The following is a 24,610-nucleotide window of genomic DNA, read 5'->3' as shown; positions in this document are numbered from 1 at the left end:
TGTGTTGAGGCCGCCGGCCTCTTCGCGAGCAAGCCCGCTCCCACATTCGACCGCATTCCAAGGGCGGAACCGGATTGAAAGTGGGAGCGGGCTTGCTCGCGAAGGCGTCATTACGGGCGCTGCACAAGTCAGTGTCTGATCAGTTTTTCCCGCACCAACCCGGCCTCCTGCTGATCCAACTCCAGCAACACCTGCTGCTTGCCGGCAATCTCCACCGCCGCCGGCAAACCATCCCGGTACACCAGCCGATTACCGCTCAACGCCGGCACCTTGCTACCCGGCAGCAGCGTACCGACCAGGTTCAGCGGATCCGCCCCACACACGGCAATCAAGCTTCCATCGTGAGGCCGCCGCCGAACTTCCCGCAGCAGCGGAATCGCTTCCGGCAACGCAAACTGTTCCCCCGCCAAACCACTCACAAACCGCCCGCCACGAATCTCGCCCCGGGCCTCCAGCCGGTGGAACGTGCGCAGCAATTCGCGCCAACTGGGCAGCCAGTCCGCCTCGCGCTCCAGCAGGCGCCAGAACACCACCCCGTAGCGGCGCAGCAAGGTCATCGCCACATGCTCCAGCGTCTCGGCCGAGTGAGCCCCCGGACGTGTGCCGTCCGCCGCCGGCGCCCGCCGTACCAGGGCCCAACGCCCGGCATCGTCCATCCCGCCGACAAACGCGCCACGCCCGCGCCGACTGCTGCGGGCCTGACGTTTGCTCGTCGGCGTGGTCAGGGCGCGCAGGCCGGCGAAGCTGTCGGCGTTCGCCAGCCCCGCGCCCACCAGTTCCTGCAACGCGGTTTCCAGTTCGCTGCGCAGCAGATGGGCTTCGTGGATCAATTCATCGAAAAACAGCGCGCCGTTTTCCCGCAGCGCCTGGTGGACTTTCTGTGCCTTGGGCGACAGCTCGGTGCTGTCCGGCGCTTCGGTCAGTCCACTCCATAATGGCACCTGGCTGCGGGGCAACAGCACCACTGGCGTGCTGCGCAGGGCCGTCGCGCCGGCCTTGTTGCTCAGGCGTGTCCAGACCACTTTGCCGCTGCGGCACAAATCGTCCAGCCAGTGGGGCGCGTAATCCTTGATTCGTGCGCTGAGCAAATCGCTGTCCCAGGCCGAAGTGGCTGCGGCGTACCCTTCCAACTGCGCGACGATCTGCGGCAACACCGCGCTGCCCTGGCCCCGGGTGCCGTTCGACAAGTGCTGCCAATCGAACAGAAAACGCATGAAATCCTGCAACGCCACCGGCTCGATTTCCCGGCGCAGGCGCTTGACCGTGTAGCGGTGAATGCGCGCCAGCAGGTGGCGTTCGCACCATTGTTCGGCGCTGGCGCCGGGGCTGAAACGGCCGCGCAGCACGTAGCCTTCGCTCTCCAGCCGCGCGAGTGCCTGTGATACGTCGGCCACCGGCAAGGCCAGGGGCGCGGCGATCTCGATCAGGGTCAATGGGCCGAAGCCGCTCAGGCGCGCCCGCAGCACTTCCACCAAGGCTTCATCGAAGGTCCAGGGCTCATCGAAACCTGGCAACAGCGGCAGGTCATTCGGGTAGATCGCCGTTAAACAGCTCAAGCGCTCCAGGGCGACCCAAACGGCCTGGCCGGTACCGATCTGCAATCGGCTGGCGCGCCCACCGTCGGCCAGGGCTTGCAGCCATTCGGCCCACTGCACCGTGACCTCCGATTCGGCAATGCACGCCAAACTCATCAGCGCTTCATGCATCTCGTCCAGGCCATTGGGCGCCGGCCAGGCTTCCTCGCACACACCGGCAATCGCTTCGGCATCCAGCGCGCCAAGGTCATCGGTGCTTTGCGGGTCGCTCCAGCGCCGGTTGAGCACGGCTTGGGTGCGGCGCTCCTCCAGCGGAGCGTCGTCGAGAAAGGTGTAGGGGCGGGCGCTGAGAATCTCTGCTGCCAGTGGCGACGGCGCCGGCAGATCACGGCTGATCAGGCGGATTTCGCCGCGCTCCATGCGCCGCAACAGGGCCAGCCAGCCTTCGCTGTCCATGGCCTCGTGCAGGCAGTCGTCGAGGGTTTGCTCCACCAGCGGATGCTCGGGCACTTCGCGCTCGCCGGCGAGGTTTTCCAGGCAGGCGATCTGGTCGGGGAACACACTGGCGATCAGGTCTTCACTCTTCATGCGCTGGATCTGCGGCGCCACCTTGCGCCCACCGGTGTAGCGCGGCAATGCCAGGGCCACCCCGGCATTCCAGCGCCAGCGCACGCCGAACAGCGGTGCATCCAGTACCGCCTGGATCAGGATGTGCTCGGCCGTGTTGCTGTTCAGGTAGCGCCACACTTCGTCCAGCTCAAAGCTGTGACTGGTGGACAGCGACAACACGATCGCATCCTCGCTGGCGGCGGCTTGCAGTTCGAAGTTGAAGGTGCGGCAAAACCGCTTGCGCAGCGCCAGGCCCCAGGCGCGGTTGATGCGACTGCCGAACGGCGTGTGGATGATCAATTGGGTGCCACCGGACTCGTCGAAAAACCGTTCCATGATCAACGTGTCCTGGGACGGCAGCGCGCTCAGCGCCAGCCGCGCCCGCGCCAGGTAATCCAGCAGTTGTTCGGCGCTGGCCAGGTTCAGGCCGAGGGTGCCGGTGAGCCAATCGAGCGCCGGTTGCAGGTTACCCGGCGTGGCGCCCAGCAGCGCGTCCAGTTGCCCCTGAAAACGCGCCACGGCAAACGACAACTCGGCACTGCGCCCCGGTGCTTCGCCGAGCCAGAACGGAATGGTCGGCGGCTGGCCGTGGGCATCCTCGACCCGCACCTTGCCGGGCTCCACTCGCAGGATGCGGTATGAGGTGTTGCCCAGCTGGAAGATATCCCCGGCGATGCTTTCCACCGCGAAGTCTTCGTTGACGCTGCCGATGTTCAGGCTTTGCGGCTCAAGCAGCACGCTGTAGTCGGCGTTGTCGGGGATGGTGCCGCCGCTGGTCACGGCGGTGAGCTTGGCGCCCCGCCGGCCACGCAGGGTGCGGGTGATGGCGTCGCGGTGCAGGTAGGCGCTGCGCAGGCCCTGGCGCCCGTTGTAGCCTTCGGCGAGCATTTGCAGCAGTGCCTGATAGTGACGCTCATCCAGCTCGGCGTAGGGCGAGGCGCGGCGGATCAGCGTGAGCAGGGCCTGTTCCTGCCATTCCTGGCAGCTGACTTCGGCGATGATCTGCTGGGCCAACACATCCAGCGGCGCAACCGGGATCAGCAAGGTGTCCAGCTCGCCCCGGCGCACGCAGTCGAGCAGGGCGGCGCATTCGATCAGGTCGTCGCGGGTGGTGGCGAACAACCGGCCTTTGGGCGTGCCGCCCACCTGATGCCCGGAGCGTCCGACCCGTTGCAGAAAACCGTTGATCGAGCCGGGCGAGCCGATCTGGCACACCAGGTCGACATCGCCGATATCAATCCCCAGTTCCAGCGACGCAGTGGCGATCAACACCTGCAGCTCACCGGCCTTGAGCCGTTGTTCGGCGTCCAGGCGCATTTCCTTCGCGAGGCTGCCGTGGTGGGCGGCGACGGCGGTTTTGCCCAGGCGCTCGCTCAAGTGCCGGGCCAGGCGTTCGGCCAGGCGCCGGGTGTTGACGAAAATCAGCGTGGTGCGGTGTTGCCTGGCCAGTTCGGCGAGGCGGTCGTAGACCAGCTCCCACACGTCGTTGGCCATGACGGCCGACAGCGGCACCGGCGGCACTTCGATATCCAGGTCCCGTGGGCGTGCGTGGCCGATATCGACGATCTCGCAAGGCCGGCCGGTGCCCACCAGAAAGCGCGACACCGCCTCGATGGGCTTTTGCGTGGCGGACAGGCCGATGCGGGTCAGCGGTTCGCTGCACAAACCCTGCAGGCGCTCCAGTGTCAGGGCCATGTGGCTGCCGCGCTTGCTGGCGGCGATGGCGTGGATCTCATCGACTATCACCGTGCGGGTGCTGGCAAGCATCTGCCGGCCCGAGTCCGAGCCGAGCAGCACGTAGAGCGATTCCGGGGTGGTGACCAGGATGTGCGGCGGGTGCTTGCGCATCAGGGCGCGGTCTTTCTGTGGGGTGTCGCCGGTACGCACGGCGGTGCGGATCGCCAGCGGTGGCAGGTCGAGGCGCTGCAAGTGCTCGGTGATGCCGGCCAGCGGGGTTTGCAGGTTGATCTGGATGTCGTTGGAAAGAGCCTTCAGGGGCGAGACGTAGACCACCAGCGTTTGGTCTGGCAGTTGGCCGCCATTGGCCAGGCCTTGGTGCACGAGATCGTCCAGCACCGCGAGAAAGGCAGTCAGGGTCTTGCCGGAGCCGGTGGGTGCGGCGATCAGTGTGGAACGGCGCTGGCGGATCAGCGGCCACGCCTGGGCCTGGGCGGCGGTCACCGACGGGAACGTGCTGCGGAACCAGGTGCTGACGGCGGGGTGGAAACCGTTCAAGACCGTGTCCGTTGATTCTGGAAGGTTCATCCCCAATTTATGCGGCCGGCCCCGGCAACTTGCAACCCCGGGATGCATTCCCTGTGGTGAGGGATCTTGCTGCGGTAAGGGAGCTTCTTGTGGCGAGAGAGCTTGCAGTGGCGAGGGAGCTTGCTCCCGCTGGAGTACGCAGCGCTCCCGCTTTTTTGGGGCCGCTACGCAGCCCAGCGGGAGCAAGCTCCCTCGCCACAAGAAGCTCCCTGGCCACAGCAAGCTCCCTGACCACTGCAAGGCCCCTAGCCACTGCATGCTCCCTAGCCATAAAAAGGCTCTCTCTGCCTAAAGCCCCCCGGCCGCAATCGGCGGCGCACTTTATAAGTGACGGTTGCGCTACAAACCCGCAAAATGCAACGATTCTGGCAAATGCCAACGGCATGGCTCACAAGCCTGTCGATAATAACCATCGTTCCAAACAGACCGGGCCTGCTCAATCTATGCGAATGCGCCTTATGTTACTGGGCGGCGGGAATGCCCTCGGGCAGGCGCTGATTCGCCTCGGTGCGGAGGAAGACATCGGTTTCCTCGCCCCGCGCCCGCCCCAAGACGGCTGGGATGCCGCGAGCCTCACGCAACTGCTCGACGACACCCGTCCCGATGCCTTGATCAATCTCGCCTATTACTTCGACTGGTTTCAGGCGGAGACGGTCAGCGAGACACGGCTGGCCGCCCAGGAATATGCGATTGAGCGCCTGGCCGAACTGTGCCAGCACCACAGCATCACCCTGCTGCAACCGTCCAGCTACCGGGTGTTCGACGGCTCCCGCGCCACCGCCTACAGCGAAAAAGACGAACCCGTGCCCTTGGGCCTTCGAGGCCAGGCGTTGTGGCGCATCGAGCAGAGCGTACGCGCCACCTGCCCGCAGCACGTGCTGTTGCGTTTCGGCTGGCTGCTGGATGACAGCGTCGACGGCACCCTCGGGCGCTTCCTGGCCCGTGCCGAAAAACCTGACGAACTGCTGATGGCCGACGACCGCCGGGGCAACCCGACGCCGGTGGACGATGCCGCGCGGGTGATCATTTCGGTGCTCAAGCAACTCGATTGCGCCGCGCCGTTGTGGGGCACCTACCACTACGCCGGCCACGAAGCGACTACCCCGCTGGCGCTGGGGCAGGCGATCCTGACCGAAGCGCGCAACTTCCACCCGCTGGCCGTGGAAGCGCCGACCGCCCAGGCCCACGCCGCCCGTCCGGATGCAGCCGACGAGCCGCAACACGCGGTGCTGGCCTGCAAGAAAATCCTCCACACCTTCGGCATCAAGCCACGGGCATGGCGGGCCGGGCTGCCGGCGTTGCTCGACCGGTTCTATCGACACGGTCAAACATAAAAAAGGCGCCTGAAACAGGCGCCTTTTTTTGTGGCGGTGCGCGGACGGTTAAAAGTGATATGTGTTGGCAAGTCGGATGCGCCACGGCATACGAAAAATTTGAAACCTTTGGTGCGCCCGGTCATCCATGCCAATAGGGATTGATTGTGCTTACGGCTCGTTCAGCAAAAGCAAAAGTCTGCATTCAGAAGAAGACTTCGCCCATCCAGCCATGGGCAGCCTAAAAGAGGAGCCCTACCCATCATGGCAACAAACTCTCCGGTGAATGGTTCGCCGCCGCCTTACGATGATGTGTATGAGGAAGCGCACGACCTGCAGTTCGCTTTGAGTGCCGCCGGGCTTGGTATATGGCGCCTGGATTTGACGACGGGCGAGCTGAAGACCTCGGCCACTTGCCGCCTCAACTTCGGACTCGAACCTCACGTACCGTTCAGCTATGAACACATGCAGCGCTTGGTGCACGCCGAAGACAAGCGTCGAGTGGCCGAAGCGTGGGATCGCTCAATCGCTCAACGTGGCGACTACGACGTTCGCTACCGCGTCATCACGCCAATCGGTGAAACTCGCTGGCTGCACGTGTGCGCAAGACCCCGTTATGCCGATGATGGTCTACCCGTCACGATGACGGGAACCGTTCAGGATGTGAGCCAAGAGCAGTCACTTCAGTCGCAGAAGATGGACTCGCTGGGGCGGGTAACAGGCCGAGTGGCTCATGACTTTAATAATCTGCTGACGGTGATACGTTCTTCAGGGGATCTTTTGAAGCGTCCTTCCGTATCGGAAGAGCGGCGGCTGCGCCTGGTGGAAGCCATTTCCGAGGCGGTGGAGCGTGGTTCTCATTTCACCAGTCAGTTGCTGTCCTTCGCTGGCAGGCAAGCCCTGCATCCCGCACCGCTGGACGTCAATTCAAGCACGTTGGCCATGGCCGATACGATTGCTGTGCGGGTTGGCACAGGCATCCACGTACGCATCGAGTCCGCAGAATTACCCTGCGTTGTTCACGTCGACCCAGAACAGTTTGAAACCGCCATTCTCAATATGCTCATGAATGCCCGAGACGCCATGCCTGATCACGGTGAGGTGGTCATCCGTATTGAGTCGATGAGCCTTATCCCTGCGTCCAATGGTCATGCCCTTATGAACGGAAGTTACGTTGCCGTCTCCATCACAGACACTGGCTCGGGTATCGCACCGCTCAACCTCGACAGGATCTTTGAACCGTTTTTCTCCACCAAAGGCAACGACCAGGGAACCGGGTTGGGGCTCAGCCAGGTATTTGGTTTTGCCAAGCAGTCGGGGGGGGAGATCAGGGTAGAGAGTCGTCCTGGTCAGGGAAGTACGTTCACGCTTTATTTGCCCCGCGCTTGAACGGGCTGAGTGGATAGCCCGATTGCACAAATGGAGTTAGCATCGTAAACCTTCGGCTCAAGAGCCTGTTGTTCACATCAGGGTTGCATTGTGGAAAAGCTAAATCGCCTTCAAAGCGGAATAGAAGGGCTGGATGCTCTGCTCAAGGGTGGGCTAGTCGCAGGTGCCTCCTACATCATCCAGGGGCGCCCGGGGTCCGGTAAAACGATCCTCGCCAATCAGCTGGGGTTTAACCATGCGCGCAATGGGGGCCGTGTACTGGTGGCCACGTTGCTGGCCGAATCCCACGACCGTTTATTTCAGTTCCTCTCGACCCTGAACTTCTTTGATGTTTCCCGGGTGGGGGCTGAAATTCAGTTCGTCAGTGCGTTTGACACCCTTGAGAACGAAGGTCTCGATGAGGTGGTCAAGCTGCTTCGGCGTGAGATCAGTCGCCAGAAGGCCACCGTGTTAGTGGTCGATGGCTTGCTCAATGCACGCTCCAAGGCTGACTCGCCCATCGACACCAAGAAATTCATTTCCGAGCTGCAAGGGCACGCTGCGTTCGCCGGTTGTACGGTGCTGTTTCTCACCAGTTCCCGGTTGGACGACGGCAGTCCCGAGCACACCATGGTTGATGGTGTGATCGAGATGGGTGAAGAGCTTCACGGCAGCCGTTCAGTGCGCCGTATTCAACTGCGCAAGACTCGCGGCAGTGGTGCACTGACCGGATTGCACGAGTGTGAAATCACCGACGATGGCCTGGTAGTTTATCCGCGTCTGGAAAGCCTCTACAGCCATCCGTCTTTACCTGACAGTGCCGATCTGACGCGTATCACCAGCGGCATCGGTTCGCTGGACGCCATCATCGGCGGTGGCCTGCACAGTTCCTCCGTTACCCTCGTCATGGGGCCTTCCGGCGTCGGGAAAACCACGTTGGGGCTCAGGTTTCTCGCAGAGTCGACAGTGGAAGCGCCGGGCCTGCATTTCGGTTTTTATGAAAGCCCGCAGCGGTTACGTCTCAAAGGCCAATCGCTGGGGATTGATATCAAGGGTATGGAAGAAAGTGGTGCGCTGAATATTGCCTGGCAACCCACGACAGAAGGCCTGATCGACGGTCTCGGCGCACGGCTGCTGAAAATGGTTGAGGAAAAGGGCATCAAGCGCCTGTTCATCGACAGCTTGAGCGGCATGACCCGAGTGTCGACGAACCCGGCACGTATCACTGATTTCTACAGCGCCCTGATGAGCGAGCTTCGTGCCCGTGGCGTAACGGTGTTTGCCTCATGGGAGATGCGTGACGTTTTTGGTTCGGAGGTCAGCTCTCCAACCCCGGACCTCTCCAGTATTGTCGATAACCTGCTGCTGATGCGTTTCTTCGAGATTCAATCTGAACTAAGAAGAATGCTTTCGATTCTTAAGGTACGAGACAGCTTCTACGATCCTTCGCTTCTTGAAGTGGTAATCCATGAACACGGCGTTGACTTGAAGAAGGCATCAAGAAATGCATTGGCTGTCGCTGATGATTCCTGGCGGCCGGGCTCAACGTCCAAAGTCTCTGATTCGGGTTGAATTGACATGACCACCATCCTGGTCGTCGACGACGAGTATTTGATCGCTGACATTCTCGGCTATGCGCTGGAGGATGAGGGGTACATGGTCGTAAAAGCGAGCAATGGCCAGAAAGGACTCGAGGTCCTGGAGCGCGAGCGGCCAGCGTTGATCATCACCGATTTCATGATGCCGGTCATGGACGGCCTGGAGTTTGCCGAAGCGGTTCGCGCCCTGCCGGCAGTCAATCACCTGCCCATCATCCTGATCAGCGGAGCCCAGGCTCATATTGGTATGGAGCGGTCGGACTTGTTCAATGCAGTGTTGAAAAAGCCGTTCAACATTGACTTGGTCATCGCTGAAGTTCGCCAGCTCCTGGCTGAAGCCTGATTCGCAGCACACGGGCGTGTGCGTGGCTTCTGATTGGCGCTTGCCTCCATGGGAAGCCTCACAAAAAAGGCCCTGTACAACAGGGCCTTGGGTAGAGCCTAGAACTTGTAGCCAATACCGACCATGTACACCATCGGGTCAACATCCACATTCACCTTGGCCCGAGTGCCCTGGCCCAGGGCGTTGTTGTCCACGGTGGCCTTGGTGCTGATGTCGATGTAGCGCGCCTGGGCGTTGATCATCCACTTGTCGTTGATCATGTAGTCCGCACCGATCTGCGCCGCCCAGCCCCAGGAGTTTTCCGCCTTGAAGTTGCTGAAGCCGGCCTCCTGGGCGCGACCGCCAACGTGCTCGTCGTAGATCCAGGTGTAGTTGATACCGGCGCCGATGTACGGCTGGAATACCGACTTGCTGTCCAGCGGGTAGTACACGACGCTGAGGGTCGGCGGCAGGTGTTTCAGCGAGCCGAGCTTGCCGTTGGCCGGGGCCAGGGCGGTGTTCTTGATCTTCACATCGTGCTCGAACGGTGTGGCCGCCAGCAGTTCGATACCCCAGTGGCTGGTGAACATGTAGGCGAAGTTCAAGCCCAGCTGGGTGTCGCTGCTCATGGTCGCCTTGCCGCCCAGGTTGGTCCCGGCCAGCGGGCCCTGGTCAACCTTGACACTGCTGCTGTCCGCTTTCGGGTTGACGGTGATGGCACCGGCGCGAATCAGGATGTCACCCGCTTCGTGAGCGTGGGCAACAGGGGCGACGAGGGCGAGCGCGACAAGCGACGCGCCGAGCAGGGACTTGTTCATGGGAGCTCCAAAGGACGTTATTAATTGCTTGTGTCCAATGGTAAAGATCGTAACGTTCGAGCTTTTGACTCAGCTCAATGAAAGCGCAATCACGGGTTATTCCTGCAACTCGTACACATAGATCTTGTCGGCATCCATCTGGTAGCCGGCATCGGCCAGTTCACTGCTGGACGGTTTGACCTGCATCTGGCCTTCGATCCAGTACGGTTGATACAACTCGTCGAGCTTCACGCCGACTTCGCTTTTCACATGCACGATCTGGTTCGACGGCGGTGGCGGTACATGGATGCACGCGCCGAAATACGGCACCAGCAGGAACTCCGTGGTGCGACCTTCTTCGCTGACTTCCAGCGGCACGATATAACCCGGCAGGCGGATGTGCTTACCGTCCAGGCTCTGTACGACTGGCGCGTTGGGCAGGTCCTGCTTGGCGGCCGGCGCTGACTCCACCGACAACGCATCGGCCATGCCCGACAAGTCGTGCAGCGGTTTCATGTTGGGGATTTCCGGCGGCGCGTCCGGCGGGATCATCTCCTGCCACGACAGGTCCTTGGGCTGGTCTTCAGCCCACACGGGCAGGGCCACCAGCAGTAACAGTGCGAGCACGACGCGACGCATCAACAGCTTCCTCATAAACGTATCGACAGGCCGTCGGCCAACGATTGCCGGTAGGCGCGCCAGGCCGGCACGCTGCCCATCAGCAGGGCTGCGACGAGAATACCGCCCAACAAAGTCCATTCATATTCGCTCGGCAACGACAGCGGCAGGTCCAGGCCGTAGTTGGCCTGCAAATACCCGCGCGACGCGGCGATGCACACATACAGCAGCCCGACGCCGGCGATCACGCCCGACAATGCCAGGGCGAAGGCTTCGAAGATCAGCAAGGTCGCAATATGCCAGGGCCGTGCGCCCACCGAACGCAGGATTGCCATTTCCCGGCGGCGCTCGTTGAGGCTGGTGAGGATCGCGGTGAGCATGCCGATCAAGCCGGTCAGCACCACGAACAGCGAGATCACGAACAGCGCTTTTTCAGCCGTGCCCATCATGCTCCACAGCTCTTGCAGCGCCACGCCCGGCAGGATCGCCAGCATCGGCTCGCCACGGAACTCGTTGATCTCCCGTTGCAGGGCGAAGGTGGAAATCTTGTTGTTCAAACAGAGCATGAACGCGGTGATGGCTTGGGGCGTCAGGTCCATGTTGCGAGCCTGGTCGGCGCTGATCCGGCCTTTGCCCTGGGCCGGTACGCCGTTGTGCCAGTCGATGTGAATCGCTTCCATGCCGCCGAGGCTGATATGCAGTGTGCGGTCCACCGGAGTGCCGGTGCGCTTGAGAATGCCGACCACGGTGAACGGCTTGTCGTCGTGCTTGACCAGGCTGACTAACGCCACGCCGTGGGCCAGCACCAGCTTGTCGCCGAGCTTGTAATGCAGCGCGTCGGCCACTTCGGCGCCGAGCACCACTTCGAATGGATCGGTGGCGAAGGCGCGGCCGCTGGCCAGTTCCAGGTTCTGCCGGCGGCCGTATTGGTAGTGTTCGAAATAGGATTCGTTGGTGCCCATCACGCGGTAGCCACGGTGGGAGTCGCCGAGGGAAATCGGGATCGCCCATTTCACCTGCGGGTTGGCCGCGAAGTGCTCGTAGCTGTCCCAGCGAATGTTGTTGGTGGCGTTGCCGATGCGGAACACTGAATACAGCAGCAAATTCACCGAGCCGGAACGCGCGCCGACGATCAGGTCGGTGCCGCTGATGGTGCTGGCGAAGCTGGCGCGGGCTTCGGTGCGTACCCGTTCCACCGCCAGCAACAGGCACACCGACAGGGCGATGGCGAAGGCGGTGAGGATCGCGGTAAAGCGGCGGTTAGCCAGGCTGGCCATGGCTAGTCGAAACAAATACATCTCAAACCTCTGCGGGCGTGGCGGCGCGATTGAGTTCGGCCAGCGACAGGTTGCGGTCGAACAGCGGCGCCAGGCTCTGGTCATGGCTGACGAACAACAGGCTGGCGCCTGCTTCGCGGCATTCGGCGAACAGCAACTGAATGAAGGCTTCCCGGGCGTCGTAGTCCAGGGCCGAGGTCGGCTCGTCGGCGATCACCAGCTCCGGCTGGCCGATCAGCGCACGGGCAGCGGCCACCCGTTGTTGCTGGCCGATGGACAGGGAGTCGGCGCGGCGCTCCAGCAGGCTCTTGTCCTTCAGGCCCAGGTGGGCGAGCAAGGTCGCGGCAGCCTGGTCGACGCTGCCGTGACGCTGGATTGCCCGCTGTGCCCGTAACGTTGAAAAGTGGCAGGGCAACTCGACGTTCTCGCGCACCGAGAGAAACGGCAACAGGTTGAACTGCTGGAAGATGTAGCCGGTGTGGTCGACGCGGAAGCGGTCGCGGGCGCCGGCCGAGAGTTCGGTCAGTTCCTGGCCCAGTAGGCGGATGCTGCCCCGGCTGGGCTTTTGCACACCGCCCAACAGGCCGAGCAGGGTGGTCTTGCCACTGCCGCTGGGGCCCTTGAGGAACAGGGTTTCCCCCGGCTCCAGGCGGAACGTGGGGATGTCCAGCAACTGTGGGTGACCGGGCCAATTGAAGCCCAGGTCAGACAGTTCGATAAGTGCTTGGGTCATAGGGAGGTCAGTGGTCTGGCTCGATTTGGATGATGACACCGATCAACGGTAGGAGCTGGCTTGCCTGCGATGGCATCACCGCGGTGTTTCTGGAGCACCGCGGCGTCTGCATCGCAGGCAAGCCAGCTCCTACAGTGTGGTGTTTACATCAGAATTTCAGGGTGGCTGCTGTGGCCGTCGCTTCCACACCCTGCTGGCCGCTCGGGCCAATGAGTTGTACCTGAATTTTCTGGGTGGCGGGGAAGGTCTTGAACACCTGGGTCAGGTCGAGGTTGCTCAGCGCGGTCGGCGTGGCGCAGGTGAACTGGTAGTGAGCGTGGATTTCGCTGTGGTCGTGGTGATGTTCGTGGGCGGCGGCGCCTTTGCCATCGGTGGCGTGGTCGTCATCGTCTTCATCGTGGTCGGCTTCAGGCTTGTCGCCGAACAGCGGGCTGTTCAGTTCCTGGGTGCTGATCACGCAACCGGCGGCCTTGGGCAGGCTGAACAGCACCAAAGGTTGCTCCAGTTGCTTGCGGGCGGCGGCGACCTTGGCTTTGTCGGCAGGGGTGGTGGCGAGGTGTTCAAAACCCACCAGGTTCATCGCCGGGCTGTCCAGTTCCAGCTCCAGGGCCTGGCCGTCGAGCACCGCATTGAGGCGACCCACGCCGTGTTCGTGGGCACCGAGGCTGCCGTGCTCGTGATCATGGTCGTGCTCGTCGGCAGCCTGGGCGATGGCCAGTGGCAACAGGGCAAACGGCAAAGCGAGCAGCAAACGGCGCATGGTGGAGCTCCCGGACAAAGATGAAAGTTTTGTTATGTGATCTTATAACAATTTTGCGAGGAGTTTGACCGCCTGCTTGGCGTAGCGCAAGACGCGTGGGAGCATGCTCGTCAGAAAAGTGCGGGAGTAAGTGCGATGTTGAGAATTCGTGGAACCGTCGGTGACCTGCCGGTGGACTTGACCCTGGAGCTGGATGACGGCGACTGGGCCCGGCTGGGCGCGCAGTTGCAGGCCAGCAAACCGCCGAGTGCCGAGCCCGTGGTGGCGCCGGCCGCGGGTAACCTGGACGAGAGCCTGTGGCAGGCCGCCCAGGATTTACTGCGCAAGGCCGGGCAACTCAACGGCCTGGAATTGCTTGATCAGTTGGAAGGCCTGGCCGGCAGCGCCTCGGCGGGCAAGCGCCTGCTGGTGCGCCTGCGCCATAGCGCCAAGGTCAAGGTAGCCAGCGGCGGGGATACGCCGCTGTACAGTTGGATCGAGTAAGGCTTAATACAGCGCGGCGAACAGCTTGCGGCGGTACACGGTGACCAGCGGATGATCGTTGCCGAGCAGTTCGAACACCTGCAACAGCGTCTTGTGGGGCAGGCCTTCGCTGTAGCTGCGGTTGCGGATGAACAGCTTGAGCAAGCCATCCAGCGCGGCGTCGTATTGCTGGCGCGCCAGTTGTTGCACGGCCAGTTGGTACACCGCCTCGTCATCCTGCGGGTTTTGCGCCAGGCGGGCTTTCAGGTCTGCGGCGTCCGGCAGGTCGGCGGCCTGGCGCAGGAAAGTGATCTGCGCCTTGGCGCCGGCCAGTGCGGCCTTGTGATCATCGCTCTTGACGGCGTCGAGCACGGTTTGCGCTTCGCCCAGTTCACCGCGCTCGGCCAGGCAGCGTGCGTACAGGATCAGCGCGGCGGCGTTGGTGTTGTCTTCGCCAAGCAGCGTGACCAGCACGGCCTCGGCGTCGGTGATACGGCCTTCGGCAAACAGCGCCTGGGCCTGCTCCAGTGGATCGGCAGCCGCCGGTGGTGGCATCTGCACATGGGGCTCCAGCATCGCGCGCACGGCGGATTCAGGCTGCGCACCGGCAAACCCATCCACTGGCTGGCCATCCTTGAACAGCACCACGGTAGGCAGGCTGCGAATGCCAAAGCGCGAGACCACGTCCGGCTCGGCATCGCAATCGACCTTGGCCAGCAGCAACTCACCCTGATAACTCTCGGCAATCTGCGCGAGCATCGGCATCAACGCCTTGCACGGCGCGCACCACTCGGCCCAGAAATCCACCAGCACGGGTTTTTCGAAGGAGTTCTGGATCACCGCCTGATCGAAGGTGGCGGTGGTGGCATCGAAGATGTACGGCGTGGGCTCACTCATGGGGAATCTCGAAGAAAGCAGGAATGGGGCAACTATAAAGACTGGAGGAGGCGACCGGAAGCTATGCCGCGATTAAGCGCGTACAGGATGCCAGAAAGGGTCCTGGTACCAGTCTTGAGGAAAACCCATCGCTTTGAGGCTGACATCGGGAAAGTCTTCAGTCAGTTGATGCAGGCGCCGGTCCCAGTGAGCGTGTGGACACACTTTATGCATTAGGTGATTAAGGATGCAGAGTGCTGCGAACATACGGGCATGAGTGCCCGGATGAACAAGGTGCCTGGGCCATGGGAAGTTGGCTTTTTTGGGCAGTTCTGGGCGAATGCCCAATTCTCGATTCCACATTCGCGCATGGTGTGCGCAGATGTTACGAATAGTGGTCAGGGTGTGCAGCCAGGACTGCATCAAAGGGGCGGGGAGTTCCAGGCGTCTGGCGATAGCCTTCTTGTCTGAATCCCTGGCCAAGCCTTTGTAGAGATGGGACAGGTCGCCGAGTGTGAGTTCTTCCAGCATTGCCCAGCCGGGCATGAGTGGTGGTTGGTCGTAGGTGGTGGGGTAGTGTCGGGCGTAACTCTCTTTTGCTCTCTGGCGTTTGAGATGCGCTTTGCGACCGCTATCGGCTTGCAGTCGATCTATTCGCAGGCATTCGCGCTCATAGTCTCGGATAGCGGCACATTGCTTGGACTGCAATGTTGCAAGTAGGCGTTGGTGGTCAAATGCCTGTTGAAACATTCCGATATCGGTATACCAATGGCTGCCATAGTTGGGCCCCATATGGTTACTGATCATCGAGCGGGTCGCTATTTCCACGCGTTCAATGGCATCCATGCTCAACAATCGAAGCCTGCGGTCAAAATCGTAGAGTCGAGTTAACTGACGAAAACCTGTGCCATCGCGAAATCGATGATCGACATCCCCCGATTGCTGAAAAGGGCGCATGTAGGGGCTCAATCGGAAAAAACTGACGGACTGCAAGAAACACTGCGCACGAGCTTCATCTTGAATGAGCAAGCCACGTTGTTTGAGCAGTTCTATCTGGGAGGGGACATCAATGGCAGGTTTGTCGAACGTTCTCATGCCCAAAAAACGCCAGGCATAAAAAACCCGCACAATTTGTGCTTAGTCACTTGCGCGACCAGAGGCATGGCGGGTGTATTGCGGCAAAGATTAGGCAGTAGCGGTAACGTTTGCAAGCTTTTTGAGCAAGAGGCGACGGATGCAAATCGGGGGTTTGGCATACCGTTTGGTCGTCCAGGTAGCGTGCGAGAGGCGGCCATTTTCCACGCTACGCTGAAGACTGTCTTAGCCCATCTGTTACTGGAGATTTGCGGGTTTGATAGGCGCGACTATCGCCGCGAATGGTACAGGCTCACCTTGCGAAACTCCCACGGCTCGGCCAGGTCGGGCAGTGTCAGGGCGTCGAGGATACCCAGGCGCTGATACTCCGGGTGCTGGAAGTCCCGAACCCGGGAATCGGCGACCAGCGCTTCGCGGCCGCGTGTCAGGAATCGATCCAGCAGCGGCAGGTTCGCCCGGTCGTACAGCACATCGGCGACCAGGATCAGGTCAAACCGGTCGGCTTCGGTGAAGAAGTCTTCTGAATAGCCCAGTGTTACGCCGTTGAGTTCGGCATTCGCCCGGCAGGCAGCCAGGGCCAGCGGATCCAGGTCGCACGCCACCACTTCCAGCGCTCCGGCCTTTACCGCGGCAATCCCGGCAACACCCGAACCTGCGCCGAAATCCAGCACCCGCTTACCCGCGACCCACTCGGGGTTGGCCGCCAGGTATCGCGCCAGCGCCAGGCCACTGGCCCAGCAAAAGCTCCAGTACGGCGGCTCATGCAGGATGCGCCGGGTTTCTTCGGGGCTGAAGGCGCGGTCCATGTTGTCGGCGTCCAGTAACCACAGCGACAACTCGGTGCCTGGCAGCGGGCAGGGCACCAGTTGGGCGTCGCCGATCAGTTCGCTCAGTGCGCGTTGCAGGCCCAGCGGTGGCGTCATGGTGCGGGAACGAGTTGCAGCGGCCCGGTGGTCTGGGTGATCGCCTGGGTGATGCGCACCGGCGGCAGGTGCAGGATCAACTGGCCGGACTGGCTGGCGCGACCACGCAATTCAACGCGCCCGCCCGCCGGGAACGCTTGCGGGTTGAAGCGCAGGCGGAAGGCCAGGGGCTTGTTGTTGCCGATCAGCACGCTGCTGGCCAGCAGTTGTTGCGGGCGCGAACGGTCGTCGATCACCAGCAGCGCCAGTTCGACTTCGGCACCCGCCGGTATACCGTTCAATTGGCCGCTGACTTCACGCTGGTAGGCGGGCAACGGGCCGAGATCTTCTTCCACACCCGGCAGTTTTTTCTCTTGTTGCGGTGCCGGAGCCGGCGCCGCAGGTTTTGGGGCATGGCTGCTGCAGGCGACCAGAAAACCGAGCAACGTGAGCAAAACAAGTGGTCGTAACTGCATGTACGGCTCCAGAAAGGACAAAATCCGTGGCTTAAAAAATATGAAACATAATAGTCAGCCTATATACCGTAAAGGCTATGGCTTGTCTTGCCACAGGGATGCGCTACCATGGCCCTCCCATTTTTTGTTGCCTGCCACCATGCACTGTCCCTTCTGCGGTGCCAACGACACCAAGGTCATTGACTCGCGTCTGGTCGCCGAGGGCGAACAGGTGCGTCGCCGGCGTGAATGCCTGGCTTCTGGCTGCGGTGAACGTTTCACCACCTTCGAAACCGCCGAACTGGTATTGCCACGTCTGATCAAGACCGACGGCAGTCGCCAGCCTTTCGACGAAGAAAAACTGCGCGCCGGAATGCAGCGCGCCCTGGAAAAACGCCCGGTGAGTGTCGAGCGGCTGGAAGCGGCACTGGTGCATATCAAGCACAAGCTGCGCGCCACCGGCGAGCGCGAAGTCAAATCCCTGGTGGTTGGAGAACTGGTGATGGGCGAGCTGCAAAAGCTCGACGAAGTCGCCTATATCCGTTTCGCCTCGGTGTATCGACGCTTCCAGGACCTCAACGAGTTCCGCGAAGAGATCGACCGCCTGGCCCGTGAGCCGGTAAAAGAATGAACCCACCTTCGGCAGAACAAGCGGTACTCGACGCCCATTACATGGCCCGTGCCCTGGAACTGGCGCGCAAGGGCCTGTACACCACCCACCCCAACCCCCGGGTTGGCTGCGTGATCGTGCGTGACGGGCAGGTTGTCGGCGAAGGCTGGCACGTGCGCACCGGCGAACCCCATGCGGAAGTCCATGCCCTGCGGGCAGCGGGCGACAAAGCCCGGGGCGCCACGGCCTACGTGACCCTTGAGCCGTGCAGCCACCACGGGCACACACCGCCGTGCGCCGATGCCTTGGTGAATGCCGGCCTGGCCCGTGTGGTGGCAGCGATGCAGGACCCGAATCCGGAAGTCGCCGGGCGTGGCATGCGCCGCCTGGCCCAGGCCGGGATCGAGACCCACAGCGGCTTGCTGGAAAACGAAGCGCGGGCGCTTAACCCGGGCTTTCTCAAGCGCATGGAGCATGGCCTGCCGTTTGTGCGGGTCAAGTTGGCCATGAGCCTGGACGGTCGCACCGCGATGGCCAACGGCGAAAGCCAATGGATCACCGGCCCGGCCGCCCGTGCCGCTGTGCAGCGCCTGCGTGCCCAGGCCAGTGTGGTGCTGACCGGCGCCGACACGGTGCTGGCCGATGGTGCTCGCCTGACCGTGCGCGCCGCCGAACTGGGCCTGGATGAAGAAACCACCGCCCTGGCGATGTCCCGTCCGCCGCTGCGTGTGCTGATCGACGGCCGCCTGCGGGTGCCGCTGAATGCGCCGTTCTTCAAGGCTGGCCCCGCGCTGGTCATCACCTGCGTGACGCCGGACAACCAGTACCCCACAGGCCCCGAGTGCCTGGTGGTGCCGGGTGTCGACGGCCAGGTCGACCTGCGTTCCGCGCTGGTGGCCCTGGCGGCCCGTGGTGTCAACGAAGTGTTGGTGGAAGCCGGCCCAAGCCTGGCAGGTGCCTTCGCCCAGCAAGGGCTGGTGGACGAGTACGTGATATTCGTCGCCGGCAAGTTTCTTGGCTCTGCCGCCCGGCCTTTGCTGGACTGGCCGCTTGAGAAACTGGCCGACGCCCCCCAACTCAAGATCACTGAAATGCGCGCTGTTGGCGATGACTGGAGAGTCACTGCCATCCCTCTGCCATCAGCGAGCGTATAATTCCCGGCCTGCGCCACGTCTTCAGGAGAACGGCATGTTCACCGGCATTATCGAATCCATCGGCAGCATCCGTGCAATGACCCCAAAAGGCGGCGATGTACGCCTGCTGGTTGAAACCGGCAAGCTCGACCTGAGCGACGTCAAACTGGGCGACAGCATCGCCGTCAGCGGTGTGTGCCTGACCGTCATCGAGTTGCCTGGCAACGGCTTTGCCGCCGATGTCAGCCGGGAAACCCTGGACTGCACCGCGATGAACGACCTCAAGAGCGGCAGCCCGGTGAACCTGGAAAAAGCCCTGACCCCGACCACCCGTCTCGGTGGGCACCTGGTCAGCGGCCACGTCGACGGTGTCGGCGAAGTGGTTGCCCGCAGCGAAAACGCGCGTGCCGTGGAATTTCGCATTCGCGCACCGAAAGAGCTGGCCAAGTACATCGCCCACAAAGGCTCGATCACCGTCGACGGCACGAGCCTGACGGTGAACGCCGTGAATGGCGCCGAATTTGAACTGACCATCATTCCCCACACCCTGAGCGAAACCATCATGGCGTCGTACCAGCCGGGTCGCCGGGTGAACCTGGAAGTGGACTTGCTTGCCCGTTACCTGGAGCGCCTGTTGTTGGGCGATAAGGCCGCAGAGTCTGACTCTCTTCAAGGGCCCGCCGGGAACATCACTGAAAGTTTTTTAGCCGCTAACGGCTACCTTAAATCCTGACCCAAGGGGGTGCCGCGTGGCGCTCAACAGCATCGAAGAACTGGTTGAAGACATCCGCCAAGGCAAGATGGTCATCCTCATGGATGACGAAGACCGCGAGAACGAAGGCGACCTGATCATGGCCGCCGAGTGCTGCCAGCCGGAACACATCAACTTCATGGCCAAGCACGCCCGTGGCCTGATCTGCATGCCGATGAGCCGCGAGCGCTGCGAGCTGCTGAAGCTGCCGTTGATGGCGCCGCGCAATGGTTCCGGGTTTGGCACCAAGTTCACCGTGTCCATCGAAGCCACCACCGGTGTCACCACCGGTATCTCCGCTGCTGACCGCGCCCGCACCGTACAAGCCGCTGCCGCGAAAGACGCCAAGGCCGAAGATATCGTCAGCCCTGGCCACATCTTCCCGCTGATGGCCCAACCGGGTGGCACCCTGGCTCGCGCCGGCCACACCGAAGCGGCCTGCGACCTGGCGCGCATGGCCGGTTTCGAGCCGAGCGGTGTGATCTGCGAAGTGATGAACGACGACGGCACCATGTCCCGTCGCGCCGAGCTGGAAGAATTTGCCGCGCTGCACAACATCAAGATCGGCACCATTGCCGACCTGATCCACTACCGGATGATCCACGAACGTACCGTTCAGCGGATTGCCGAGCAGCCGCTGGACAGCGAACTGGGCCAGTTCAACCTGGTGACCTATCGCGATTCCGTGGAAGGCGACGTGCACATGGCCCTGACCCTGGGCACCATCTGCGCTGAAGAGCCGACCCTGGTGCGGGTGCACAACATGGACCCGCTGCGCGACCTGCTGATGGTCAAGCAGCCGGGGCGCTGGAGCCTGCGGGCCGCGATGTCCGCGGTGTCCGAGGCCGGCAGCGGTGTTGTATTGCTGCTGGGCCATCCGCTGGATGGCGACGTGCTGCTGGCGCATATCCGCGAAACCGCCGACCACGCGCCGGTGAAAAAACCGACCACCTACAGCATCGTCGGGGCCGGTTCGCAGATCCTGCGGGACCTGGGCGTGCGCAAAATGCGCCTGATGAGTGCGCCAATGAAATTTAATGCCATATCCGGTTTCGACCTGGAAGTAGTAGAATACGTGCCCTCCGAATAAAGGCCGGCGTTGTTTGCCCCTTGTTCGCGGTTCAAATATCACTGAGGGGCGCGCACTAAGCGCGTCCCGGCTCTTTAAGAGATTTGTCGAATGACCCTGAAGACCATCGAAGGTACCTTCATCGCCCCCAAAGGCCGCTATGCCCTGGTGGTTGGCCGCTTCAACAGCTTCGTGGTTGAAAGCCTGGTAAGCGGTGCCGTGGATGCCCTGGTTCGCCACGGTGTAAGCGAAAGCGACATCACTATCATCCGCGCTCCTGGCGCCTTCGAAATTCCACTGGTTGCGCAGAAAGTTGCACAGCAGGGTGAATACGCGGCGATCATCGCCCTGGGCGCGGTCATTCGTGGCGGCACTCCGCACTTCGAATACGTGGCTGGCGAATGCACCAAGGGCCTGGCCCAGGTGTCCATGGAGTTCGGCGTGCCGGTCGCCTTTGGCGTGCTGACCGTTGATTCCATCGAACAAGCCATCGAGCGTTCCGGCACCAAGGCCGGCAACAAAGGTGCTGAAGCTGCCCTGTCCGCCCTGGAAATGGTCAGCCTGCTGGCGCAGTTGGAGGCCAAGTGATTAGCGACGACAGCGATCAGTTCAACCCCCAGGACCCGCGCCCGGCAGACGCCGGCAAGCCATCGAAAAGCGAAAAGCGTCGTTCGGCCCGCCAGCTCGCGACCCAGGCTTTGTACCAGCGCCACATGGCGAAAACCTCGCTGAACGAAATCGAGGCGCAGTTTCGCGTCGACAACGATTTCAGCGCGGCCGATGCCAGCTACTTCCACGACATCCTGCACGGTGTTCCGGCCAACCTGGCGGAGATCGACGCTGCACTGACGCCGTGCCTGGACCTGGCGATCGAAGAGCTGGACCCGGTTGAACTGGCCGTACTGCGCCTGTCCACCTGGGAACTGCTCAAGCGCGTCGACGTGCCTTACCGCGTTGTGATCAACGAAGGGATCGAACTGGCGAAAGTCTACGGTTCCACCGACGGTCACAAGTTCGTCAACGGCGTGCTCGACAAGCTGGCCCCGCGCCTGCGTGAAGCCGAAGTGAAGGCGTACAAGCGCTAACTGGCGCTTGCTGACGCAATGGGCGAGTTTGAGCTGATCCGCAACTACTTCGCCGCCGCGCCCTGTGCGCAGGGCGGCGAAGGCATTGCACTGGGGATTGGCGACGACTGCGCCTTGCTGGCTGTTCCTCCCGGGGAACAGCTGGCGATTTCTACCGATACCCTGGTGGCCGGCGTGCATTTTGCCGACCCCTGCGATCCGTTTCTGCTCGGCCAGCGCTCGCTGGCCGTGGCAGTCAGCGACCTGGCGGCCATGGGCGCCAATCCCCTCGCGTTTACCCTTGCCCTGACTACCCCGACGGTTGATGCCGATTGGCTGCAACGCTATGCCCAGGGCTTGAACGCCATGGCCCAGGGTTGTGGCGTGGTTCTGGTAGGTGGCGACACCACCCGTGGGCCGCTGAGCCTGACCATGACCGTGTTTGGCCGGGTGCCGGCGGGCCAGGCCTTGACCCGCAGCGGCGCGCGGCCTGGCGACTTGCTGTGTGTGGGCGGTGAGCTGGGTAACGCAGCGGGCGCCTTGCCGCTGGTGCTGGGGCAGCGCACGGCGGAGGCGGCTATCGCCGAGCCGCTGCTGGCCCATTACTGGTCGCCGCAACCGCAGTTGGCGCTGGGCTTGGCGTTGCGGGGCAAGGCCACGTCTGCCATGGATATTTCCGACGGCCTTTTGGCTGATTGCGGGCATATCGCCAAGGCGTCGGCTGTCAGCTTGTTGATCGAGCAGCAAAAACTGCCGTTGTCCGCCGCCTTGCTGGCGTTCGTCGGTGAGGCGGATGCCCGGGTGGCAGCGTTGAGCGGGGGGGACGACTACGTACTGGCGTTCACCTTGCCGCCCGCCGAACTGGCGCCGCTGTTGGCCGCCGGTGTGCCGGTCCATGTAATCGGCCGGGTCGAGGCGGGGCAGGGCGTTACCGTGCTGGATGCGTCTGGCCAGGACGTCACGCCGGCCATTCGTGGCTATCAACATTTCTGAAAGGCATAGAACCAAGCTGAAGGCCAATCGAACCTATTGATCTTTATCAGCGATAATTCAGCTTAAGCGTCTGTAGGAACCTACTGTTACAATCCCTCCCCTGTGAAATCTGAAATCAGGAGCACAAGGTGCCCGTCGTTTTCGTCGCCGCTTCCAAGCTGCCAACCCCTTTTGCCACGTTCACCATGAATGGCTTTCTTGAAGAAGCCACCGGGCGCGAACACGTTGTTCTCAGCCTCGGTGACGTGGCGGACGGTGCCCCGGTCCTCGGTCGCGTGCACTCCGAGTGCCTGACCGGTGATGCGCTGTTCAGCCAGCGCTGTGACTGCGGCTCGCAACTGGAAGCCGCCCTGCAGGCCATCGCCCGCGAAGGCCGTGGCGTGTTGCTGTACCTGCGTCAGGAAGGCCGTGGCATTGGCCTGCTGAACAAGATCCGCGCCTATGAGCTGCAAGATGGCGGCGCCGACACTGTGGAAGCCAACGAGCGCCTCGGTTTTGCCGCTGACCAGCGCGACTATGGGATCTGCCTGCCGATGCTCCAGCACCTGGGCGTCAAATCCCTGCGCCTGATGACCAACAACCCGCGCAAGGTCAAAGCCTTGACCGACATGGGCATCACCGTCGCCGAGCGCGTGCCGCTGCACACCGGCCACAACCCGCACAACAAGCTCTACCTGGCCACCAAGGCCAGCAAGCTCGACCACATGATGGGCAACGAGCACCAGGGCGAGGCCGACCGGGCGTGACGCGCGGCCAGGTCAAGCGGCGACTGTCGTTTAACTGGTGGCAATACCTGGCGTTGGCGCTGGCGCCGTTGTTTGTGATCAACCTCGTGTTTGGCAAGGCCGAGCCCTTGCTGCCGGTACTGGCGATGCCGTTTTTTATCGCCGGCGTAGCCTCGATGTTTGTCAGCCTGCGTTACTTCCACGGCTATAAACACGCGCTGATCGCCACCGGCAAAGCCCTCGATACCCCTGAAGAACCGGCTGCCTGGATCACCCTCGCGGCCCGTCGTCGTGTGGCGTTGCTGGTGGCTGCACTGCCGGCCTGGGTCGGCGCGCTGGCGGTGTTTGTCGGGCTGGAAGCGGTGCCGCTGTTTCTGTTGGCATTGTCGACCCTGGTGCTGTTCTACCTCTACCGCATCCCGCGCCAGTTGGGTTGATGCGCGTCTGGCTGGCGGTGTGGCTGCTGGTCGTCGCGGCCCAGGCTGCGGCGGTTGAGCGGGTGGTCAGCCTTGCGCCTTCCTTGTCTGAAATCGTCGTTGAGCTGGGTGCGGCCGAGTTACTGGTGGGCTTGCTGGATGGCGGCGAGCGGCCACAGGCGTTGGCGAACGTGCCGTCTGTGGGCAACTACGGGCAGTTGGACATGGAGCGGCTGCTCAGCCTCAAGCCCGACCTGATCCTGCTTTGGCCCGGCAGCGTCGGCCCGGGCCAGCGTGAACAGCTGCAACGCCTGAACATCCCGGTATTTGTCGCCGAACCCCACAGCCTCGAACAACTCACCTCACAGGTCGAAACCATTGCCCGGCAACTCGGGCGGGATGACGCCGGCCGGCAATTGGCCGCGCAGTTGCGTCAGCGCTTGGCCGAGTTGCGCTCGCGCTATCACCGGGCCGAGCCGTTGCGGGTGTTTTATCAGGTGTGGAACCAGCCGCTGTACACCGTGGGTGGCGGGCAGATCATCAGCGATGCGCTGAGTGTGTGCGGCGCGCGCAATGTGTTCGATGACCTGAAATTACCGGCACCACAGGTCAGCATTGAGTCGGTGTTGCAGCGCAATCCCGAGGTGATTCTGGCGGGCGACCAAGCGCAGCTGGATGCCTGGAAGGCCTGGCCCCAGGTGGCGGCGGTAGCGAACGGGCGTTTGCTGCTGGTGCCTGACAAGGGCCTGGAACGGCCCAGCGGGCAGATGCTGCAGGCGGTGGCGCGGTTGTGTCAGGTTCTTGCTCCGGGGCTGTGAGACCGCTATCGCAGGCACGCCAGCTCCCACATTTGACCGAGTCGTC

The 24,610-nt window shown here is 62.4% G+C and carries 25 protein-coding genes; 15 read left to right on the top strand and 10 right to left on the bottom strand.

Annotated features, from left to right (window positions below; genetic code table 11):
* Positions 1-128: 128 nt before the first annotated feature.
* Positions 129-4,409 (bottom strand): DEAD/DEAH box helicase, encoded by a 4,281-nt coding sequence (locus tag HX786_RS09400; RefSeq protein WP_178911991.1) that lies wholly within the window; start codon positions 4,407-4,409, stop codon positions 129-131.
* A 443-nt stretch (positions 4,410-4,852) separates the two neighbouring features.
* Here HX786_RS09400 and HX786_RS09395 point away from each other — a divergent pair, with 443 nt between their 5' ends.
* The 4 genes from HX786_RS09395 (at position 4,853) to HX786_RS09380 (ending at position 9,031) form a co-directional block, all read left to right on the top strand.
* A complete protein-coding gene (locus HX786_RS09395) occupies positions 4,853-5,743 on the top strand; it encodes a sugar nucleotide-binding protein (protein ID WP_008436463.1) in 891 nt (296 codons plus the stop codon).
* 243 nt (positions 5,744-5,986) lie between these two features.
* Positions 5,987-7,111 carry an ATP-binding protein gene (locus HX786_RS09390; protein ID WP_178911990.1) on the top strand — a complete coding sequence of 375 codons (1,125 nt, stop codon included), beginning with the start codon at positions 5,987-5,989 and terminating at the stop codon, positions 7,109-7,111.
* Between the two features lie 90 nt (positions 7,112-7,201).
* Positions 7,202-8,662: an ATPase domain-containing protein gene (locus HX786_RS09385; RefSeq protein WP_023659166.1), complete on the top strand. Its 1,461-nt coding sequence runs from the start codon at positions 7,202-7,204 to the stop codon at positions 8,660-8,662.
* Positions 8,663-8,668: 6 nt separating this feature from the next.
* Complete coding sequence (locus HX786_RS09380; RefSeq protein ID WP_177008878.1) at positions 8,669-9,031, top strand: response regulator; 363 nt, start codon at positions 8,669-8,671, stop codon at positions 9,029-9,031.
* A 98-nt stretch (positions 9,032-9,129) separates the two neighbouring features.
* On the opposite strand, the gene HX786_RS09375 is transcribed toward HX786_RS09380, so the two are convergent.
* The 5 genes from HX786_RS09375 to HX786_RS09355 form a co-directional block, all read right to left on the bottom strand.
* The gene (locus tag HX786_RS09375; RefSeq protein WP_008436467.1) at positions 9,130-9,828 is read right to left on the bottom strand and encodes an OmpW family protein; all 699 of its coding nucleotides are present in this window, start codon (positions 9,826-9,828) and stop codon (positions 9,130-9,132) included.
* A gap of 96 nt (positions 9,829-9,924) precedes the next feature.
* Positions 9,925-10,446 carry a DUF3299 domain-containing protein gene (locus HX786_RS09370; RefSeq protein WP_008436468.1) on the bottom strand — a complete coding sequence of 174 codons (522 nt, stop codon included), beginning with the start codon at positions 10,444-10,446 and terminating at the stop codon, positions 9,925-9,927.
* Positions 10,447-10,457: 11 nt separating this feature from the next.
* A complete protein-coding gene (locus HX786_RS09365; RefSeq protein ID WP_178911989.1) occupies positions 10,458-11,723 on the bottom strand; it encodes an ABC transporter permease in 1,266 nt (421 codons plus the stop codon).
* A gap of 1 nt (position 11,724) precedes the next feature.
* Positions 11,725-12,435 (bottom strand): ABC transporter ATP-binding protein, encoded by a 711-nt coding sequence (locus HX786_RS09360; RefSeq protein ID WP_008436477.1) that lies wholly within the window; start codon positions 12,433-12,435, stop codon positions 11,725-11,727.
* A gap of 148 nt (positions 12,436-12,583) precedes the next feature.
* Positions 12,584-13,195, bottom strand: coding sequence for a DUF2796 domain-containing protein (locus HX786_RS09355; protein WP_102369990.1), 612 nt, complete (start codon positions 13,193-13,195; stop codon positions 12,584-12,586).
* A 135-nt stretch (positions 13,196-13,330) separates the two neighbouring features.
* Between HX786_RS09355 and HX786_RS09350 the strand changes: the two genes are divergently transcribed.
* Entirely contained in the window at positions 13,331-13,678 is a 348-nt protein-coding gene (locus HX786_RS09350) for a hypothetical protein (RefSeq protein WP_102369989.1), read from the top strand.
* Between the two features lie 3 nt (positions 13,679-13,681).
* On the opposite strand, the gene trxA is transcribed toward HX786_RS09350, so the two are convergent.
* The 4 genes from trxA to HX786_RS09330 form a co-directional block, all read right to left on the bottom strand.
* Complete coding sequence (trxA, locus tag HX786_RS09345) at positions 13,682-14,554, bottom strand: thioredoxin (protein WP_003209995.1); 873 nt, start codon at positions 14,552-14,554, stop codon at positions 13,682-13,684.
* Between the two features lie 72 nt (positions 14,555-14,626).
* A complete protein-coding gene (locus HX786_RS09340) occupies positions 14,627-15,628 on the bottom strand; it encodes an Abi family protein (protein ID WP_178911988.1) in 1,002 nt (333 codons plus the stop codon).
* A 269-nt stretch (positions 15,629-15,897) separates the two neighbouring features.
* Positions 15,898-16,551, bottom strand: a complete 654-nt coding sequence (locus HX786_RS09335; RefSeq protein ID WP_178911987.1) for a methyltransferase — start codon at positions 16,549-16,551, stop codon at positions 15,898-15,900.
* Positions 16,548-17,006, bottom strand: coding sequence for a YbaY family lipoprotein (locus HX786_RS09330; protein WP_003209991.1), 459 nt, complete (start codon positions 17,004-17,006; stop codon positions 16,548-16,550). The genes HX786_RS09335 and HX786_RS09330 overlap by 4 nt, the downstream gene beginning before the upstream one ends.
* A 139-nt stretch (positions 17,007-17,145) precedes the next feature.
* Between HX786_RS09330 and nrdR the strand changes: the two genes are divergently transcribed.
* The 10 genes from nrdR (at position 17,146) to HX786_RS09280 (ending at position 24,564) form a co-directional block, all read left to right on the top strand.
* Positions 17,146-17,616 carry a transcriptional regulator NrdR gene (gene nrdR / locus HX786_RS09325; protein WP_003209990.1) on the top strand — a complete coding sequence of 157 codons (471 nt, stop codon included), beginning with the start codon at positions 17,146-17,148 and terminating at the stop codon, positions 17,614-17,616.
* Positions 17,613-18,749, top strand: a complete 1,137-nt coding sequence (gene ribD, locus HX786_RS09320) for a bifunctional diaminohydroxyphosphoribosylaminopyrimidine deaminase/5-amino-6-(5-phosphoribosylamino)uracil reductase RibD (protein ID WP_003209989.1) — start codon at positions 17,613-17,615, stop codon at positions 18,747-18,749. The genes nrdR and ribD overlap by 4 nt, the downstream gene beginning before the upstream one ends.
* A gap of 34 nt (positions 18,750-18,783) precedes the next feature.
* Positions 18,784-19,461, top strand: coding sequence for a riboflavin synthase (locus HX786_RS09315; protein WP_003209988.1), 678 nt, complete (start codon positions 18,784-18,786; stop codon positions 19,459-19,461).
* 16 nt (positions 19,462-19,477) lie between these two features.
* Positions 19,478-20,569, top strand: coding sequence for a bifunctional 3,4-dihydroxy-2-butanone-4-phosphate synthase/GTP cyclohydrolase II (ribBA, locus tag HX786_RS09310; RefSeq protein ID WP_003209987.1), 1,092 nt, complete (start codon positions 19,478-19,480; stop codon positions 20,567-20,569).
* 90 nt (positions 20,570-20,659) lie between these two features.
* Complete coding sequence (gene ribE / locus HX786_RS09305; protein WP_003209986.1) at positions 20,660-21,136, top strand: 6,7-dimethyl-8-ribityllumazine synthase; 477 nt, start codon at positions 20,660-20,662, stop codon at positions 21,134-21,136.
* Complete coding sequence (nusB, locus tag HX786_RS09300) at positions 21,133-21,633, top strand: transcription antitermination factor NusB (RefSeq protein ID WP_003209985.1); 501 nt, start codon at positions 21,133-21,135, stop codon at positions 21,631-21,633. The genes ribE and nusB overlap by 4 nt, the downstream gene beginning before the upstream one ends.
* A gap of 18 nt (positions 21,634-21,651) precedes the next feature.
* The gene (gene thiL / locus HX786_RS09295) at positions 21,652-22,605 is read left to right on the top strand and encodes a thiamine-phosphate kinase (RefSeq protein ID WP_178911986.1); all 954 of its coding nucleotides are present in this window, start codon (positions 21,652-21,654) and stop codon (positions 22,603-22,605) included.
* Between the two features lie 128 nt (positions 22,606-22,733).
* Positions 22,734-23,351 carry a GTP cyclohydrolase II gene (gene ribA, locus HX786_RS09290; RefSeq protein ID WP_003209983.1) on the top strand — a complete coding sequence of 206 codons (618 nt, stop codon included), beginning with the start codon at positions 22,734-22,736 and terminating at the stop codon, positions 23,349-23,351.
* Positions 23,348-23,767 carry a nuclear FMR1 interacting 1 family protein gene (locus HX786_RS09285; protein ID WP_008436498.1) on the top strand — a complete coding sequence of 140 codons (420 nt, stop codon included), beginning with the start codon at positions 23,348-23,350 and terminating at the stop codon, positions 23,765-23,767. The genes ribA and HX786_RS09285 overlap by 4 nt, the downstream gene beginning before the upstream one ends.
* Positions 23,767-24,564, top strand: a complete 798-nt coding sequence (locus HX786_RS09280) for a cobalamin-binding protein (RefSeq protein ID WP_178911985.1) — start codon at positions 23,767-23,769, stop codon at positions 24,562-24,564. Before HX786_RS09285 ends, HX786_RS09280 begins: the two co-directional genes overlap by 1 nt.
* The last annotated feature ends 46 nt before the right edge of the window (positions 24,565-24,610 follow it).

This window comes from Pseudomonas sp. 21615526 (assembly GCF_013386245.1).
Taxonomy (GTDB): domain Bacteria; phylum Pseudomonadota; class Gammaproteobacteria; order Pseudomonadales; family Pseudomonadaceae; genus Aquipseudomonas.
Note: the sequence above shows the minus strand (reverse complement) of the source record. Positions and strands in the feature narration are given on the sequence as shown.

Coding starts and splice junctions, on each gene's coding strand:
- ribD (WP_003209989.1), top strand. CDS start 17,613: ATGAACCCACCTTCGGCAGAACAAGCGGTACTCGACGCCCATTACATG.
- HX786_RS09380 (WP_177008878.1), top strand. CDS start 8,669: ATGACCACCATCCTGGTCGTCGACGACGAGTATTTGATCGCTGACATT.
- ribE (WP_003209986.1), top strand. CDS start 20,660: ATGACCCTGAAGACCATCGAAGGTACCTTCATCGCCCCCAAAGGCCGC.
- HX786_RS09390 (WP_178911990.1), top strand. CDS start 5,987: ATGGCAACAAACTCTCCGGTGAATGGTTCGCCGCCGCCTTACGATGAT.
- HX786_RS09360 (WP_008436477.1), bottom strand. CDS start 12,435: ATGACCCAAGCACTTATCGAACTGTCTGACCTGGGCTTCAATTGGCCC.
- HX786_RS09350 (WP_102369989.1), top strand. CDS start 13,331: ATGTTGAGAATTCGTGGAACCGTCGGTGACCTGCCGGTGGACTTGACC.
- thiL (WP_178911986.1), top strand. CDS start 21,652: ATGGGCGAGTTTGAGCTGATCCGCAACTACTTCGCCGCCGCGCCCTGT.
- HX786_RS09330 (WP_003209991.1), bottom strand. CDS start 17,006: ATGCAGTTACGACCACTTGTTTTGCTCACGTTGCTCGGTTTTCTGGTC.
- HX786_RS09335 (WP_178911987.1), bottom strand. CDS start 16,551: ATGACGCCACCGCTGGGCCTGCAACGCGCACTGAGCGAACTGATCGGC.
- nrdR (WP_003209990.1), top strand. CDS start 17,146: ATGCACTGTCCCTTCTGCGGTGCCAACGACACCAAGGTCATTGACTCG.
- HX786_RS09280 (WP_178911985.1), top strand. CDS start 23,767: ATGCGCGTCTGGCTGGCGGTGTGGCTGCTGGTCGTCGCGGCCCAGGCT.
- HX786_RS09400 (WP_178911991.1), bottom strand. CDS start 4,409: ATGAACCTTCCAGAATCAACGGACACGGTCTTGAACGGTTTCCACCCC.
- trxA (WP_003209995.1), bottom strand. CDS start 14,554: ATGAGTGAGCCCACGCCGTACATCTTCGATGCCACCACCGCCACCTTC.
- HX786_RS09315 (WP_003209988.1), top strand. CDS start 18,784: ATGTTCACCGGCATTATCGAATCCATCGGCAGCATCCGTGCAATGACC.
- HX786_RS09355 (WP_102369990.1), bottom strand. CDS start 13,195: ATGCGCCGTTTGCTGCTCGCTTTGCCGTTTGCCCTGTTGCCACTGGCC.
- HX786_RS09370 (WP_008436468.1), bottom strand. CDS start 10,446: ATGCGTCGCGTCGTGCTCGCACTGTTACTGCTGGTGGCCCTGCCCGTG.
- HX786_RS09365 (WP_178911989.1), bottom strand. CDS start 11,723: ATGTATTTGTTTCGACTAGCCATGGCCAGCCTGGCTAACCGCCGCTTT.
- HX786_RS09395 (WP_008436463.1), top strand. CDS start 4,853: ATGCGAATGCGCCTTATGTTACTGGGCGGCGGGAATGCCCTCGGGCAG.
- HX786_RS09375 (WP_008436467.1), bottom strand. CDS start 9,828: ATGAACAAGTCCCTGCTCGGCGCGTCGCTTGTCGCGCTCGCCCTCGTC.
- HX786_RS09340 (WP_178911988.1), bottom strand. CDS start 15,628: ATGAGAACGTTCGACAAACCTGCCATTGATGTCCCCTCCCAGATAGAA.